Annotated in this window: 16 protein-coding genes and 1 pseudogene; 7 read left to right on the top strand and 10 right to left on the bottom strand. The window is 38.5% G+C overall.

Translation table 11 applies throughout. The features are described 5' to 3' along the window. Nucleotides 1-11: 11 nt before the first annotated feature. The 4 genes and pseudogenes from IGI52_RS22795 to IGI52_RS22810 form a co-directional block, all read right to left on the bottom strand. Nucleotides 12-128 (bottom strand): annotated as a pseudogene (locus tag IGI52_RS22795) (single-stranded DNA-binding protein); the annotation flags it as partial. A gap of 29 nt (nt 129-157) precedes the next feature. Beyond that, the gene (locus IGI52_RS22800; RefSeq protein ID WP_070504967.1) at nt 158-1,021 is read right to left on the bottom strand and encodes a nucleotidyl transferase AbiEii/AbiGii toxin family protein; all 864 of its coding nucleotides are present in this window, start codon (nt 1,019-1,021) and stop codon (nt 158-160) included. Between the two features lie 16 nt (nt 1,022-1,037). Next, a complete protein-coding gene (locus IGI52_RS22805) occupies nt 1,038-1,631 on the bottom strand; it encodes a type IV toxin-antitoxin system AbiEi family antitoxin domain-containing protein (protein ID WP_070504966.1) in 594 nt (197 codons plus the stop codon). A gap of 518 nt (nt 1,632-2,149) precedes the next feature. Next, nucleotides 2,150-2,842 carry a MurR/RpiR family transcriptional regulator gene (locus tag IGI52_RS22810; protein ID WP_016177964.1) on the bottom strand — a complete coding sequence of 231 codons (693 nt, stop codon included), beginning with the start codon at nt 2,840-2,842 and terminating at the stop codon, nt 2,150-2,152. Between the two features lie 39 nt (nt 2,843-2,881). Between IGI52_RS22810 and IGI52_RS22815 the strand changes: the two genes are divergently transcribed. After that, complete coding sequence (locus IGI52_RS22815; protein WP_016177963.1) at nt 2,882-3,499, top strand: hypothetical protein; 618 nt, start codon at nt 2,882-2,884, stop codon at nt 3,497-3,499. Nucleotides 3,500-3,510: 11 nt separating this feature from the next. Beyond that, complete coding sequence (locus IGI52_RS22820) at nt 3,511-4,806, top strand: PTS sugar transporter subunit IIC (RefSeq protein ID WP_016177962.1); 1,296 nt, start codon at nt 3,511-3,513, stop codon at nt 4,804-4,806. A gap of 100 nt (nt 4,807-4,906) precedes the next feature. Here the strand turns inward: IGI52_RS22820 and queG are convergent, their stop codons facing one another. Further along, the gene (queG, locus tag IGI52_RS22825) at nt 4,907-6,049 is read right to left on the bottom strand and encodes a tRNA epoxyqueuosine(34) reductase QueG (RefSeq protein WP_016177961.1); all 1,143 of its coding nucleotides are present in this window, start codon (nt 6,047-6,049) and stop codon (nt 4,907-4,909) included. 894 nt (nt 6,050-6,943) lie between these two features. Between queG and IGI52_RS22830 the strand changes: the two genes are divergently transcribed. From IGI52_RS22830 to IGI52_RS22850, 5 genes are all read left to right on the top strand, one after another. Then, complete coding sequence (locus IGI52_RS22830) at nt 6,944-7,147, top strand: hypothetical protein (RefSeq protein WP_016177960.1); 204 nt, start codon at nt 6,944-6,946, stop codon at nt 7,145-7,147. Nucleotides 7,148-7,163: 16 nt separating this feature from the next. Then, nucleotides 7,164-7,397 (top strand): DUF2922 domain-containing protein, encoded by a 234-nt coding sequence (locus tag IGI52_RS22835; protein ID WP_185937961.1) that lies wholly within the window; start codon nt 7,164-7,166, stop codon nt 7,395-7,397. 169 nt (nt 7,398-7,566) lie between these two features. Continuing rightward, nucleotides 7,567-7,950 carry a hypothetical protein gene (locus IGI52_RS22840; RefSeq protein ID WP_219976464.1) on the top strand — a complete coding sequence of 128 codons (384 nt, stop codon included), beginning with the start codon at nt 7,567-7,569 and terminating at the stop codon, nt 7,948-7,950. Nucleotides 7,951-7,994: 44 nt separating this feature from the next. Next, nucleotides 7,995-8,552, top strand: coding sequence for a DUF2922 family protein (locus tag IGI52_RS22845; protein WP_438782481.1), 558 nt, complete (start codon nt 7,995-7,997; stop codon nt 8,550-8,552). Nucleotides 8,553-8,641: 89 nt separating this feature from the next. Then, nucleotides 8,642-9,073, top strand: coding sequence for a phage holin family protein (locus IGI52_RS22850; RefSeq protein ID WP_438782482.1), 432 nt, complete (start codon nt 8,642-8,644; stop codon nt 9,071-9,073). Nucleotides 9,074-9,229: 156 nt separating this feature from the next. Here the strand turns inward: IGI52_RS22850 and IGI52_RS22855 are convergent, their stop codons facing one another. The 5 genes from IGI52_RS22855 to IGI52_RS22875 all read right to left on the bottom strand — a co-directional run bounded on the left by IGI52_RS22855 (nt 9,230) and on the right by IGI52_RS22875 (nt 14,357). Then, entirely contained in the window at nt 9,230-10,222 is a 993-nt protein-coding gene (locus IGI52_RS22855; protein ID WP_016177955.1) for a phosphotriesterase family protein, read from the bottom strand. Between the two features lie 97 nt (nt 10,223-10,319). After that, nucleotides 10,320-11,597 carry a PTS transporter subunit IIC gene (locus IGI52_RS22860; RefSeq protein ID WP_016252563.1) on the bottom strand — a complete coding sequence of 426 codons (1,278 nt, stop codon included), beginning with the start codon at nt 11,595-11,597 and terminating at the stop codon, nt 10,320-10,322. A 1-nt stretch (nt 11,598) separates the two neighbouring features. After that, nucleotides 11,599-11,898: a PTS sugar transporter subunit IIB gene (locus IGI52_RS22865; RefSeq protein WP_016177953.1), complete on the bottom strand. Its 300-nt coding sequence runs from the start codon at nt 11,896-11,898 to the stop codon at nt 11,599-11,601. Then, a complete protein-coding gene (locus IGI52_RS22870; protein WP_185937975.1) occupies nt 11,885-12,355 on the bottom strand; it encodes a PTS sugar transporter subunit IIA in 471 nt (156 codons plus the stop codon). The genes IGI52_RS22865 and IGI52_RS22870 overlap by 14 nt, the downstream gene beginning before the upstream one ends. Beyond that, nucleotides 12,348-14,357: a BglG family transcription antiterminator gene (locus IGI52_RS22875; protein ID WP_438782483.1), complete on the bottom strand. Its 2,010-nt coding sequence runs from the start codon at nt 14,355-14,357 to the stop codon at nt 12,348-12,350. Before IGI52_RS22875 ends, IGI52_RS22870 begins: the two co-directional genes overlap by 8 nt. Nucleotides 14,358-14,438 lie beyond the last annotated feature (81 nt).

Raw genomic sequence — 14,438 nt, forward strand, 5'->3', positions numbered from 1 at the left:
TTTCCTGACTAATTGGTAAAATTTTTGTTTGCTGCTAACGTAACGGTTGCTATAGAATTCCCGTCAGGTATAATACGTAAATCTAGATCTTTCATTAAACGGGCAACTAGCACGACATTATTTATCATGATTACCGCTCTATTTTATTAAAATGATGTTATCTTTTTCGTTGGTCTGAGATTTTTTCTTGTTCGATACATTCGTTTAGAATCTGTTTGATTGAGTCCACTGTTTCATCATAGGAAATATCTTTAGCGAACGGATTTTCTTTTTTATATTTATCCCATCGATCTTTTAATTCTATACTATTAGCAATAGATTCCATGGATCTATCGTAGTATGATTCTAATTTCTCTAAGTTTCCTCTTTTCGAAAAAGTATTTCTCACACTTTTGTATAATGATTTTTGATCAATCTCTTCTAACTTAGGAATCGTATATAAATCATAAAAATCTTTAGCTCGTGAATTATCCACTCCAAAACTTAGTGTTGCGCTCAATTTTTCTGCGATTATTTGTTCGATTGGATATGCTGGGATTTCTATTATTTTGTCTTCAAACATCAACTTATGTTTATGCTTTGTTACTTCAGGTAAAATGGAGTCTCCTGTTGTTAAATCCATTTTAAAGGGAACACGTGTATTTTCTAAATAGCCAAATAATTTCACTTGGAAGCCAGGATAATAATCTGCCTCTCTTGTTTCTGAAATACTCTTAATCTCAAATTTTATTCCTTCCTTTGTCGACTGTTTAACTAAATCATTAAACACTTTTAAAATATTTTCTTCAGTAGCTTTGAATCTTCGAATAGTCGTATCAATATCAATTGTGGATCTTGTACTGATTCCATACTTCGAACCTAATAAGAAACCACCTTTTAGAATAAAATCGTCTTGATAAGAGGACTCTGCGATTTTCTCTAAAAATTTATCCATCATGTAGTGACGCTGCACAAGTTGTGGATTCAATCCTGTTTCTCTCGCAACATTTCTGGTTTTAGCTGAAAACTGAGTTGGTGTCATAATCATTATCCTTTCATCAATATAGAGCTTCCATATAATTAGCTAATCTCGGATCTACATTCAATTTCTCCCTGTATTCTCTCAATTTCATTGGATCGCGATCCTTTTCACGCATATAGTCTTTTAAGGCATCTAGCTTGGTTTCAAACGTGGCATTATATCGAGGGTTCCACATATCACAAATTGTTCTTTCTTTATTGTATACTCGAATCGGATTCCCTTGATATGAGTTAATTTCAATTACTCCTAAATCAAAAACTTTGTCCTTAACTTTATGGATACGTACAAATTCTTCCTCTAAATATTTTCTCTGAATATGATAATTTGAAGGGACTGACAAATGAATTTTTTTAGGAATATTTGTAGAAAGAGAATACAAATCTAAGGCTGTTTCATGTGAGAATACCCCCTTTGAAAACCTACACTGAATCATATACAGTTCATCTACTCCATGTCCGTCAAGTACATAATACCCTCTAGTAATTCGTACAAGTTTTCCCGTCTCTACTAAACGCTGGACTGTTGCCCCTGCAATTCCTTCAGTTCTTGCCTCTCTCATTGAAAGATTTCCGTCTCTCTTTTCTAATAGCTGAAATAGTTTATCTTTCAAAGATATCCCCCCTTATACGTTACATTTAAACCCTCTAAATTATATCATGAGGGTTTAAATGTAACAATAGGTCTTATCTATCTAATCTTGTTAATTGTTGTTGACGCTTTAATTAATGAAGCTTCTGTTTGATTCTTTGCTTCATTAATCGTTGATGTTTCTGCTTGTAAATCAACTTCTAATAAATGTACAATAAATTTTTTTTATTCATCAAGAAAGCTTCATGTGTTCCTTGTTTACTACCAAGTCTTTTCAGATAGGACTCCCATTTATAGGAAAATTGAAAACATAATAAAAAAGACCGAACACTTTGATTCGTGTTCGATTCTCTCCCTCAACTAAGCCTCTCCAAAACATTCGCCATCTTGGACGTTATTTATTATGGCAGCCATTCTTCACTTAACTCCGTAAACCCGTTTGTAAATTTCTAAACATGTTTACATCCAACGGAAAACACTTACATTTAGCTATCCGATATTTATACTGATAAGTGAAGAAACAGTGGCCACATCGTTCTTCTAATCAAAGATAGATCTTAACGCTTCACTTAGTAATAGTTCGAATTGATTCAGCGTCGTTCCGAAGAAAAGGTTTGGCTGGTATGCGGACAAGACGCGCGGGGCATACGTCTCCGTGCTGATAGTCAAAGTTGCCAACTGCCCTATTTTTGAATTTTTCTCGCCAACAAAGGCGATCAGATCAATATGATGATTTTTAGCCATTTGAGCGAGATCCGCTAACCGAAAGGTATCGCCTGAGTTAGAGACAATAAAAATCAGTACATCCTTTTCAACGTTTTCCCGCAGGAATTCAAGATGGCTATTCGCCGTTGCTCGGAAACCATAGAGATTCAGTGTTTCAGAAAAATGATTCGCGATATTTTGTGAAAAACCTGAACCTAGAATCATGATTCGTTTCTCTTTATACTCAGTTAGCAGGCGAACAAACGTGTCTCTTTCTTCATCTGAGAAATTCTTCGTCGGGTTCGTTGCCAATGGTTTACTTCCATACGCGAAGACCAGCTCACTATAACCGGAATAGCCGATTTTTTTCGCCATATTTACGATGGTCGCCGTTGAAACATAAGAGGCTCTAGCGACATCGCGAATACCTAAATCTCTTAGTGAATCACGATTTTTATCCATAAAACGTAAAACGGCTGCTTCTGAATCATTCAACTGATACTTATCAATCAGCGTTTCAGTATCCATAAGGTCCACCTCAAATTCTTTAGTTAGGAGTATTATAACATGACAGAAAATAATTTTATTCAAGATCCATGGGCAAAAATGACGACACGAAATGGCCTTCAAGGTGATGAAGTCATCTCAGCATTACAGAAATCCATCCGCAGAGGAAAAGAAAAAGCGGCCTGTGAATTTGCCTATGAAATGTATATTACCTCACCTCAATTTGAAGAGAAGCTGTGGAGACGTTTATTAGCCATCAGCGTTGAGGACGTAGGGATGGGAAATCCGTATGCAGCAATTATGATCAATAACTTAAACCAGATGCGTAAAGAATTTCAATATAATGAATCTGACCGAGCAATGTTTTTCTTTCACGCTATTCGGTATTTGTGCGATTCAGAAAAGGATCGTTCCTCTGATTTGCTCAAAAATATCGTGATAAAAAGCTTCGCCATGGGTTATGTACCTGAAATACCAGACATCGCATTGGACAAACACACCACGCGCGGACAAGAAATGGGGCGCGGGTCAGAACATTTCCTACATGAAGCAAGCAAAGTCATTCCTCAAGCAGAGGTCGAAAATGACTATAAAGAACAATATGAAGAGATCATTAAAAAGTATGACCCGCAGCATGTCGTACCAAGTACCTTTGTTTTTAATCCTTGGCAAGTATAGGAGGACGAATCATGGAAAATTCTACTGTCATAACGAAGCTTAATGATTTGCTTAGCCCTTTTGCGGCAAAAATCGGAAATCAGCGGCACCTTAAAGCCATCTCGAGCGGGATGATGTTTGGTCTCCCCTTTATCGTGATTGGATCATTTTTTCTGATTTTTGCGAATCCACCGATTAACATAGATCAATACAATCCAGCGACAGCCAATTTTTTTATGAAATTCATGGCTGGTTGGAAGGATTTTGCGGTAGCTAATTATGATTTAATCACCGCTCCTTACAATTTGACTATGGGGATCATCGGACTGATCAGCGTTTTCGGGATCGCCTTCTCCCTTGCCAGTGAATACAAGATTAATCCAGCCATGAATGGGATGGTGGCCTCCGTCATTTTTCTGATGGTATGTACTCCGGTTAAAGAAGGCAACATCAACCTGAACTACCTAGGTACAAACGGGCTGTTCGTGGCGATCATCATTGGTCTACTCGTGGTGGAAGTGAACAGAATCTTTGAAGTCAAAAATATCAAATTGAAATTGCCGGATACTGTACCACCCATGGTTGCTACCTTCATTAACACGCTCGTTCCGCTATTAACGAATATTATCCTCTTTTATGGGATTAATCTGATTTTCTTAGTCACAACAAAAAAGATTTTCCCCGAAACGGTGATGAACATTTTAACACCGGCAACGAATATAGCAGGAAGTCTTGGCGGTTTCTTACTGATCGTGACTCTGGGAAATGTATTATGGTTGTTCGGTATTAATGGCTCATCGATTATTTTCCCAATTGTTTTTACTCTGGGGATGGCGCAAACAGGACTGAATGCTGAACAAATGTCTAACGGAGAAACAATGACTCATCTAATGAATCTGCAAATGTTTCGTATTTCAGTTTTAGGTGGTGCAGGCGGAACCCTCGGTTTAATTCTTTTGATGATGCGAAGTAAAGTCTCAGAATACCGAACAATCGGGAAGCTGTCGCTGATACCCGGCATTTGTTCAATCAATGAGCCGGTCATTTTTGGTCTTCCAATCGTTTTTAATCCGATTCTAGCGATCCCATTTTTAATCACACCGATTATTTCTCTGCTGCTGACCTATTTCGCTCAAAGTGTCGGTTTGATCGGAGTTGGATTTATCGTTGATCCTTCCTTCACCCCGTTCTTTGCACAGGCGTATCTTTCAAGTATGGATTGGCGAAATATCGTCTTCTGTTTGGTGTTGATCTTGATTAGTGCTATGATCTATTATCCATTCTTCAAGGTTATGGAGAATAACAAAACCAAGTTGGTGGATGAATAGCTGTAGGATAAATTTTTTTGCAGAAAAGTTGTCTACTCCCTCTAAACAAAAACTCAATAAAAGATCGAACACCAATAACTCGTGTTCGATCTTTTTTGACTTAACTTAGCCTCTCCAAAACATTCGCTATCTCAGTCAAAACCTCTGAGTCAGTCTCAGTTTCTTTCAATTCCTGCAACAAACCAATCGTTTCCTCTGGCGCTTTCTTCGTCAGCTGCCCCAACGCCCAGACAGCGGTGCCTCGAATAACTGGTCGCTGATCCTGTAGACAGGCTTGGATCTCTGGCAGCGCTTCTTTGCCACCAAGGTTGGCTAAGGCGATCAGCGCATTGCGTTGTAGCGGTTTTTTCCCGCGCCAAGAGCCGGCTAGGTGTCCGAATTGTTCTTTGAACTCGCGATTTGAGATGGATAGTAACGGTGCAAGTTTTGGATGGACTTCATCGACTTTTGGCTCCATCTCTTCGTGAAAATGAAAATCTTTGCCGCGATTGTATGGACAGACGAGCTGACAAATATCACAGCCGTATATCACGTTACGCATTTTCTTTCGATATTGCTCCGGCATCATGCCCTTGGTTTGAGTCTGATAAGAGAGGCACTTTTTAGCATTCATCCGACCGTCTCCCAATAAGGCACCAGTTGGACAGCCGGTAATGCAACGGGTGCAATCGCCGCAACCGTTTGGAACTGGTTGGTCTGGTTCAAATTGGATATTCGTGATAATTTCACCAAGATAGACGAAAGAGCCGTATTCTTCCGTGATCAGCAAGCCGTTACGTCCGATAAAACCCAGACCCGCGCGTTGTGCAACTGCCACATCCACCAGCTCACCTGTATCCACCTGCGGAGCAAAACGCCATTGAGCCTGAACCTGTTCCGTTTCAGCCTGTTCTTTGATAAAGTCGATCAATCTCGTCAGCCGTTCTTCCAAAATGAAGTGATAATCCGTTCCCCACGAAGCACGGGCAAATTGTCCGCGTTTTTCATCACGAGGGACCTTGTCGTGGATTTTAGTCGGATACGCCAAAGCAATCGCGATGATACTTTTGGGATCTTCAAAGGTTTCTTCTGGATACAACCGTTCTTTGATATTTTGATGTTCAAAGCCAGAGGTATGACCAAGCGCGCGCTGCTCCAGCAAGGATTCCTCCATATAATCAAAAGGATCAGCTGTTGTAAAGCCGATTTTATCGATACCAAGCTGCTTACTTTCAGCGATGATCCGTTCTTTTAAGGTTTGCATTGTTCCACTCCTGGTTTCTAGTTCGTATGAAGGAATTCATTTTTCAAAAAAAGAAAAAATGAATCCGTCTCTCACCACGCATGTCATTCTACTAGACCTGCTAAAGCAGGAAGTAGAACTGAGATCCTGATACGAATTTACAGGCCTTACTATATCACATGTTTCTTACTAGCAAAAGAAATCCTCCCTGTTTCTTTTCCATTTCCTCAGCAAACGAAGTCAACGCTTCTTAAAGATCATCCTCTATTTAACCGTACCCTGTGTATTAGGAATATTGATTCTGAGTGAGGAGCAGCATTCCTTTTATGACAGCAGTACGTCAGATACGTTGCCTTATGTTACTTACGATGTGAATGGAGTACTTAAGTAAGTTATTTGTTGAAACATAAAGAGAGTGACGCTCAGTCATAAACGATTAAACCCACTGTGGAACTCATTTGTGAGATTCATAGTGGGTTATTTGTATGCTTACCGTTAGATAACTTGTCCATAAAAAGTCGAAAACTCCCTTATTTTTGTCCCTTCTTACAGAACCTCTTACTTGCTAATTATTAAGGAAATATTAAGAAAAACGAGCAATCAATAGGTTTTTTTAACTTTTTTCGTAAGGTTTTTCAGGTATAAAAGCTGACATATCAGTATTCCTACTCCATTCATAAAACCCAAAATGTGTCAAAGTGGGCAAAATTGCATAAGGCTATGAAAATTGCAGGCTTCTTTCATTTTTCACAAAGTAAAAGCCCGTTCTTATAGGATTTGTGTAAAAAAGAGATTGAAAACTCCTGCAATTTTGACCCTCAAATGTAATTTTACCGGTTTTGACCGAGTTTGCATTTCACCTTTATCGTTAAGTCACCGGCCGGAACAAAAAATACTATAACGGAGGAATGAAAAATGATTCAAAAAATCGGCAACAAATTACAAGTACAAATCGATGCAGGTGAAGACAAATTAAGAAAGGTGAATTTCCAAAACGTCATCGATGAACCAACCGAAGAAGCGGTGCTAGAGCTTGGCGCCATCCTGACAGAACTTTCACCAGATGGTAGCAACCTAGACGGCGTGATCCTAACTAGCCAATCACGGTATACCAAATAAGAAAGGAGAAAATTAGATGTTTAAACTTGTCGCAACCTTTACAACCAGCTTAGGAAAAAAACAAACCTGGAGCCTGAATAACCCTGATCCAAATAAGACAGCAGGCGAAGTCAAAAGCCTCTTGCAACGTCTAACCGGCATCAAGCTTTTCCATAAAGACGGCGCGGATCTCTTCAACACAGTCGAAAGCGCGAAATACGTGGAAACAACTGAAACGATCCTATTTGATAACACACAGGAACAACCGTAGTATCGTCACTTAACTAAAAAACAAAGTAACTTGAGAAGTTGCGGTAGACGTACCGCTCTTCTCTATTACTTTAGCAATTTTAAAGGAATGATATACGGCATTCGAATCGAACTAATTTTTTCTCTTGGAAAAAATTATTACTTTAAAACAAATAAGGAGGATAAGATCCATGAATGAACCACTTTTAACGCACCAACAGATTTTTACACTAAAACCCGAAACACTTGAGACACGAATCATGACCTATTACCAAGAAACTCAGAACAGCAGCTTAACAATTAAATATATTATGGCTTTACGCATCCGTTTTAGACTTGGTGCGCAGGAGTTTGCGAACATTCTCAGCGATCTTGTCCGCTATTTGTTTATGAACACCAAAGCAACACGTACCATGAAGCGCTTCTTTTATTATTTTCAGGATTACTTTGCGGCGCCTGAATGGAAACGGCTGACGATGAGGGTCTTCCCTTTGAGAAATTTTGGCAAGAAAGTCTTGTCTGTCGCTCGTTCACTGGTTTCATTTGTACGTCCTGAAGAAAATACGGAGCCTTGAAAAAATCAAAGCCTACGTAGAAAGAATGAAAGGAGAAATGAAAAATGATTACTGAGTCTACAAAATTAGTCACCACCTTTTTAAACAGTGACCGGAAGAAACACAACTGGACCTATCAGGACGTGGATACGAGCTTGTCGGCAGAAGAAATCAAAGAAGCTTGCGAACTATTAACGACCTTAGACCTTTTTGAACAAGATGGCGTAAAACTATTTGATTCTGTTGTCACGGCAAAGTTTGTCTCTACCAAGGTAACCACGCTGTTTGACCTGAAAAACGAGATTGATGTGGATCAAACTGAACCGTTTTATGAAGCGACCTGTGAAAAGGTTGGCTGTTTTGAAGTACCAGAAAAACAGGAGAAATCCGAACACGTGCCGCTCCAGATTCCTGTGGCGATTGTGCCATTTAGTAAAACACAATTATCGTTAGAAACGAATGAACCCGTCGCACATCCAGCAACTGTAGCCGCACCTGTCAAACGATCGACTAAACAGCCAACAAGAAAAGATGCAAACAACAAAAAAGGCCTGCTCCAACGAATGTTCAGGCGAAAACAGCGGAATAAAGACGACCCAGCGAATCATGAATCTAGTAGTTAGATTTCTCCATTCTATCTAGCGTAGGACAAATGACACCTACTGTTACGATCGTAGGTGTTGATTAAATCAAATGAAAGAAGGTAATTAAATTGACTCTTCTAGCAATTTTAACAGGAGGAACGTTCGTCCACTATTTATTCGGCGGCAGTTTCCCAATCATGGGTGTCTTCTTGACAATGGTTGGCTTAGACCTTTTTACTGGCTATGCCAAAGCACTAAAAAGCCACACGTGGGTTTCCTCTATCAATCTATACGGACTATTTACCAAGTTCATCACGTTCTCAATAATTATCTGTGCCGCTGCTTTAGACAAACTGGCACCTGTTGTAGGTATTGATTTACCTATCAATGTCGCCTTAATTTGGACCGCTCTTCTGATTCTGTATGAGATCGGTTCGATCTTAGAAAATGCCCATGCCTTTGGACTAAAAATCGCATGGCTGCAGAAATGGCTGCGAGTTTTTGAACAGGATGTCGGGGAATTTCCTGATAAGGATGATCAAGAGAATAATGTACAATAAAAAACGCCCTCCTGCAGCGGCTGTCGCAGGAGGATCGTTGTATGGTAACGCTATTTAGTTCGCCTTCTATTTTCTTCTCTCGAATAAAATCCTCATAACTTGAGTAAGAACTTATAGTCAGCTGTTCATCTTTTAAATCAAATATATTTCTGATTTCTAGTCTTTAAAACTAAAGCATCTTTTGGGATTTTCTACAAAAAATTTTTCAATTAATTTTTCCCCATCCAGATGTTGTTGTTCTGCCTCGTCAATAAATCTTGGCACCCATTCTTTCTTGATATAAGCCAAGCCTAAGCCATAATCATAATGTTTATAATAGGACTTTCTAGCAGTATCGCCAGAAATCAATAGCTGATCTTCATAACCGGCCTTGACCAAATCTAAAATGGCTTTGATCCTAGCAGATTCTGGTGCATATTTTATTTTTGCAATGCCATCAAAGGATAAAAACGCACCCGTCTTAGCAATTTGTTGATGCAAATAAGGGTCCAGATTCCGATCCATATGTCCGATTGAAAGATAATGTAAATTAATGCCTTCTTCGCGCAATATTTCTATTTGAGCCAATGCCATTGTTCCAGCTTCTGTATGTGAATGGATGGGGGCTTTGGTCTCATGATGCGCACGGGCTACTGCACGAATAGTTTTCTCTTCTAGAGGTGTAATACGATTGTATCCAGTACCAAATTTCACTTGGCCTCCCCGATAGCTAGTACCCTCCAACCCTTCTTCAATTTCCTTGACCACATGTTCCGTTAATTGATTAACGGTACTTTGAGCAATCCAATCCGCAAAAGTAGAATAATTACCAACGACTTTTTTTAATCTTTCGCTAATTGCTGCTTCCCATAAAAAGCTTTTATTAAAACCGGCTGTTCCAACAATTTTTATATCCGTTTCCTTCGAGATTTGAACCACATCTTCCACACAGCGACCATAATCGATAGCGGTAGCATCAACGATCGTTTTTCCACCTAAATCGGCAAAATCCTGAACATCCTTTTGAGAACTATGTTTATTATCCAGCAGCAAATCATCGGCTTTTCTTTCTTTCCAATAAGGAGGAATACAAACGATATGTTCATGAGAATACGTAAAGCCCAGCTCATTTGCATCAATGTCTCCTAGAAAGGTTCGAACAATACTCATTTCAATCTTCCTTTCCTCAATATTCTACTATTCAAAAACGAAACCTAGCTGGAGAATAACAGCTAGGCTTAAACACAGACTGGCTATTAAGCGTATACTAAATACCAAATAGTAATTTAAAGAAATAAATAATTGGTGAAATAAGAACAATGTCGGCACTCCCAAAGACCAAACCAGATGGTAATAGCGGTTCCTGTAATCCTGCGATCACTGCCACACCCATGTGAGTAATCAGACTAACAACAACTCCTGCCAGTAACGCGCCTTTCCAGCCTCCTTTTCGATCTCCAAAAACGCCAGCTAAAGAACCCTCAAAAAAGATAAATAGTGCACTAGGCAATGGAATTACAGGTGCAGCAATCGAAACCATGATCACGACAGAAATAATTGCACCTACTGCATGACCTAAGAAACCGATAATAGCTGCGACTGGTGCATAAGGATAAAAGACTGGACAATCCAATGCCGGAATCGCTCCTGGCAATAGCTTCTCTGAAATACCTTGAAAGGCGGGAATAATCGATCCTAAGAACGTCCGAACACCGAACAACGTAATCATAATACTTCCTGAAAACTTAATTCCTTGCATGATAAGGAACATCAACCAGTTCATATCACCACTCAGTGTTGTCACTTCTGATTCTCCAACAACTAGACCAATCCCAATAAAAATCAAAGGCATCACAGTAGACAATAAAATCGAAAAATCACTAAAGCTAGCTAAAAATCCTGGTAACTCAATATCATCGCTCTTTTTGGATTTATTAAACAGATTCCCTAATAACGAACCTACAACAACACTGACATTAAACATATGCCCTAACGTATATTCGTCTTCCGCAATCTCTTTTGTAAAGGGTCTGGAAATCGCAGGAAATACCGTTAAGATCAAACCTGTACAAATACTACCGGCTAGAATTAGACCGCTTCCTTTTAAGCCAAAGTTCCAAGCTAGAATGGCTACCCAAAAACCAGATAAGAATAGCATGATATGTCCTGTTAAAAATACATTCTTCGTGTTCTTAAAGGGTAAAACTCGCACCAGTAAAAGATGGATAAGAAAACCTAAGACAAAGGCGATTGGTATTTCTTTTGCGAAGCTGGTCATTACAACGCCAAATGGTGCTTGATTATCTGGCATCACACCAGTAAAATTCCCTTTTTCTTGAAGCAGAGCCATTAATGGCAGCAATACGCCAAGAAACAAATCCACCCCTGCTAAAAGAACAACTGTCCCTGTAATGGTTTTTATCGTTCCAGTAAAAACCTCCGCAGCATCTTTCTTTTGTAAAAGCAACCCGATCAGAGCAACAAGTCCTAGAAAAATTGGTGCTTGCGTAATGACATCATTTATCAAAAAAGATAAAATCCCCATGCTATTCACCCGCTTCCATAAATTCATTCAAGATCGGCAGAACTGAATTCCGAAACTCTGCGTTATCAGCAAAGTTTTTCACGGTCACCATCTTGCTCCCTGCGACTTCTCCTAAAGCTTTACTGATTGCTTCTGTGGTAACAATAAGATCAACCTTTTGCCCACGTACACTACCAGCATCTGTTGCTTCAACATTTGCTTTTAAGCCTACTTCTTTTAGAAGCTTGTCCACTTTCATTTTAGCCATTAAACTCGTTCCCAAACCTGCCCCGCAAACACATAAAATATTAACCTTCCTCATACTCTTCTTCCTCCTCACCATATTCATTGATTATCTCAATTACCTCTGCCCCATTTTCAGAAGCTAAAATCTTTTCCTTAACCCCCTTCGAAAAAGCAATCATAATTTTTTTTAAAAATTCTAAATGGTCTGAGTGATTAACAGAAGCCAAAGCAATCACAATTGAAACTGGATCATTGTCCTTATTTCCAAAAGCAACTGGCTGCTTCAACGTAATTAGACTGGCCCCGCTTTTGTAAACACTACTTCCTGATTGCGCATGAGCCAAAGCAACATTTTCGAAAACGACAATGTACGGTCCATATAAGTGAACCATTGCGATCATGTCATCGATATATTTCCAAGAAATATAGTGAGCCTTTTCAAGGAGTTTACCAGCTTCTCGTATGCTGCTCTCCCATGAGTCAACCTCAATATTCAATTGCACAGTTTCTTCATCTTCCAATAAATTACTCATCTACATCCACTTCCTTTAGCACTTTATTTAACGAATCGTAATCACTGATTTGCAGCAAAGCATCATACAGCTTTTCATTTTCAAGAATGCAGAATAATTCTTCGAAAGCTCTTAAATGCTCTTTTTTTTCATCTGCTGCTAACAAAATAAAAATCGAAATTTCTTCATTCGCCAATAAAATAGGCTGCTCCAATTTCAATAAACTAATGCTTGTAGCGTAAATATGCTGATCATCTTTTATATGGGGTAAAGCAATACCATCCTTGATAATGAGATGCTCATGGAACCCTTCTTTTTTAAGAGCTGTAATATAGTTTGGTGAAATACTACCTTCAATCAGCATGCCGCTCGCAAGAATATCTAAAATAGTATCGAAGCTATCAACAGTCTTTTTAAAATGAACCTGATGAGCGGAGAGAAAATCACTCAAATGTTTTAGCTTTAGAGAATGATTGTTTTGTCGATACAAAACTTTTTCAAATTCTGCCATTAGAAACTCGATCGATTGAACTTTTGCATACCGGTTAACTACATCCTTCAGTTCTTTCAGCTGCTCCTCTTTATAACCAAAGTGTTCGGGAAAAGCCTTCCCAACAGCGACGGTTAGCTGATCAAAATCAATTTTTTCCAAGTTAGAATCAATAATAAATACAGGAACATCTCCTTGAAGCGGGACCGTTGAAAAGATAATTTCTATTGGTATATCCAGTTTATGGATTTCTGAAACGGAAAGACCATCGAGAAAACTAATTTGCGGAAAATGTTTTTTCAATTCCAGCCTCAATAATTGAGAAACAGACATTCCATAGGAACAAACAACCACCCCCAATAGTTTTTCGCCTTTCGACTCCATGTAGCGCACATTTCCAGCAATCAGAGCGGTCAAATAGGCAACTTCATCTTCAGAAATCTCAAATGGACTGAGCTCTTTGATTTTCTTTAAATTTTTTAAAACAATAGTGTGAAGTCCATAATAATTTTCTATGATGTATTGCTTTAGAGGATTTTCTGCTTGAAAGCCAAACAATAAACGGTAATACATAGAAAATATATGTTGATACAAAAACGCTTTAAGCTGCTCAGCTTCATCAAAATAGATCCCGCTAAACTCCATAAGCTGAATGAAGTTCACTACCAGCCGATCGATTTTAAAATCCTTATTTTCTTTATCAACTTTAATCAGTGTTGATGATAACAAGAATAATGAAATGAATGAGCTGTTTTCTTTTCTAGAAAATTTCTCGCCCAATTCTTCTAATAGGAAATCATTCATTTGCCTCAGATTCTCATCTGACAAATTCTGTTCTGGCGTGATGTAGATGGTATCTGAACGAGACAAAATAATTAGTAAAAGCAACAACTCAGAATTTTTTTGAGCAGATAATCTTACCGACAGCTCATTCTCCAACAATTTGATTTTTTCTTGAAAATAAAGAACTTCTGACTCCTCAGTCAGCGTTCCAATCAACTCTCGAACATCGGAAAAATAGTGATTTAATGCGGTGGAGATTGTTTCTAACAGCAACTTCTGTAAGTCCTTTATCTCACCTGTAAAATAAAATCCAAGATTGGTATTTTGTGAAAGAGTCACGTGATGAATTGTCGCCATTTCTCTAGTTTCTTTTAGATCTCTGGTAATGGTATTACGGCTTACTTTCAAAATGGCGGCTAAGTAATCAATTCCAATAAACTCTTGCTCTTTTCTCCCAAACAACATTAATAGTTGGATCAAGACTCTTTCCTTTTTTGAAAAATAGTCTCTTCTCTTTGAAAAATTTAACAATTTAGTTAGTTCACTTTTATTTTCATCAGCAAAAAGAATTCTTCCTTCTCCAATTTCGATCGAAGCTATGTTATGTTCGAACAAAAATTCATTCGCCTTTTTAATGGTATAACTCAGCTGACTGGAAGTTAGCTCTAGTTTTTTCTCCAATTGCTTCACTGAGATTTCTGGGGTCGTTAACAATAATAGTAATAATTCCCGAACTCTTTGTTTTATCATGAGGCCACTTCCTTCCATTATTTTCTGGAAATCATCTTAAAAATAACGATTCATCTTCACTTTAATCGGCAAAGATTTTTT

Source organism: Enterococcus sp. DIV0187 (genome assembly GCF_051713785.1).
Lineage (GTDB): Bacteria > Bacillota > Bacilli > Lactobacillales > Enterococcaceae > Enterococcus_A > Enterococcus_A avium.

Excerpts from the sequence above, each read along its gene's own strand:
- IGI52_RS22800 (WP_070504967.1), bottom strand. The coding sequence starts at position 1,021 with ATGACACCAACTCAGTTTTCAGCTAAAACCAGAAATGTTGCGAGAGAA.
- IGI52_RS22810 (WP_016177964.1), bottom strand. The coding sequence starts at position 2,842 with ATGGATACTGAAACGCTGATTGATAAGTATCAGTTGAATGATTCAGAA.
- IGI52_RS22815 (WP_016177963.1), top strand. The coding sequence starts at position 2,882 with ATGACAGAAAATAATTTTATTCAAGATCCATGGGCAAAAATGACGACA.
- IGI52_RS22820 (WP_016177962.1), top strand. The coding sequence starts at position 3,511 with ATGGAAAATTCTACTGTCATAACGAAGCTTAATGATTTGCTTAGCCCT.
- queG (WP_016177961.1), bottom strand. The coding sequence starts at position 6,049 with ATGCAAACCTTAAAAGAACGGATCATCGCTGAAAGTAAGCAGCTTGGT.
- IGI52_RS22830 (WP_016177960.1), top strand. The coding sequence starts at position 6,944 with ATGATTCAAAAAATCGGCAACAAATTACAAGTACAAATCGATGCAGGT.
- IGI52_RS22835 (WP_185937961.1), top strand. The coding sequence starts at position 7,164 with ATGTTTAAACTTGTCGCAACCTTTACAACCAGCTTAGGAAAAAAACAA.
- IGI52_RS22840 (WP_219976464.1), top strand. The coding sequence starts at position 7,567 with ATGAATGAACCACTTTTAACGCACCAACAGATTTTTACACTAAAACCC.
- IGI52_RS22845 (WP_438782481.1), top strand. The coding sequence starts at position 7,995 with ATGATTACTGAGTCTACAAAATTAGTCACCACCTTTTTAAACAGTGAC.
- IGI52_RS22855 (WP_016177955.1), bottom strand. The coding sequence starts at position 10,222 with ATGAGTATTGTTCGAACCTTTCTAGGAGACATTGATGCAAATGAGCTG.
- IGI52_RS22860 (WP_016252563.1), bottom strand. The coding sequence starts at position 11,597 with ATGGGGATTTTATCTTTTTTGATAAATGATGTCATTACGCAAGCACCA.
- IGI52_RS22865 (WP_016177953.1), bottom strand. The coding sequence starts at position 11,898 with ATGAGGAAGGTTAATATTTTATGTGTTTGCGGGGCAGGTTTGGGAACG.
- IGI52_RS22870 (WP_185937975.1), bottom strand. The coding sequence starts at position 12,355 with ATGAGTAATTTATTGGAAGATGAAGAAACTGTGCAATTGAATATTGAG.
- IGI52_RS22875 (WP_438782483.1), bottom strand. The coding sequence starts at position 14,357 with ATGATAAAACAAAGAGTTCGGGAATTATTACTATTATTGTTAACGACC.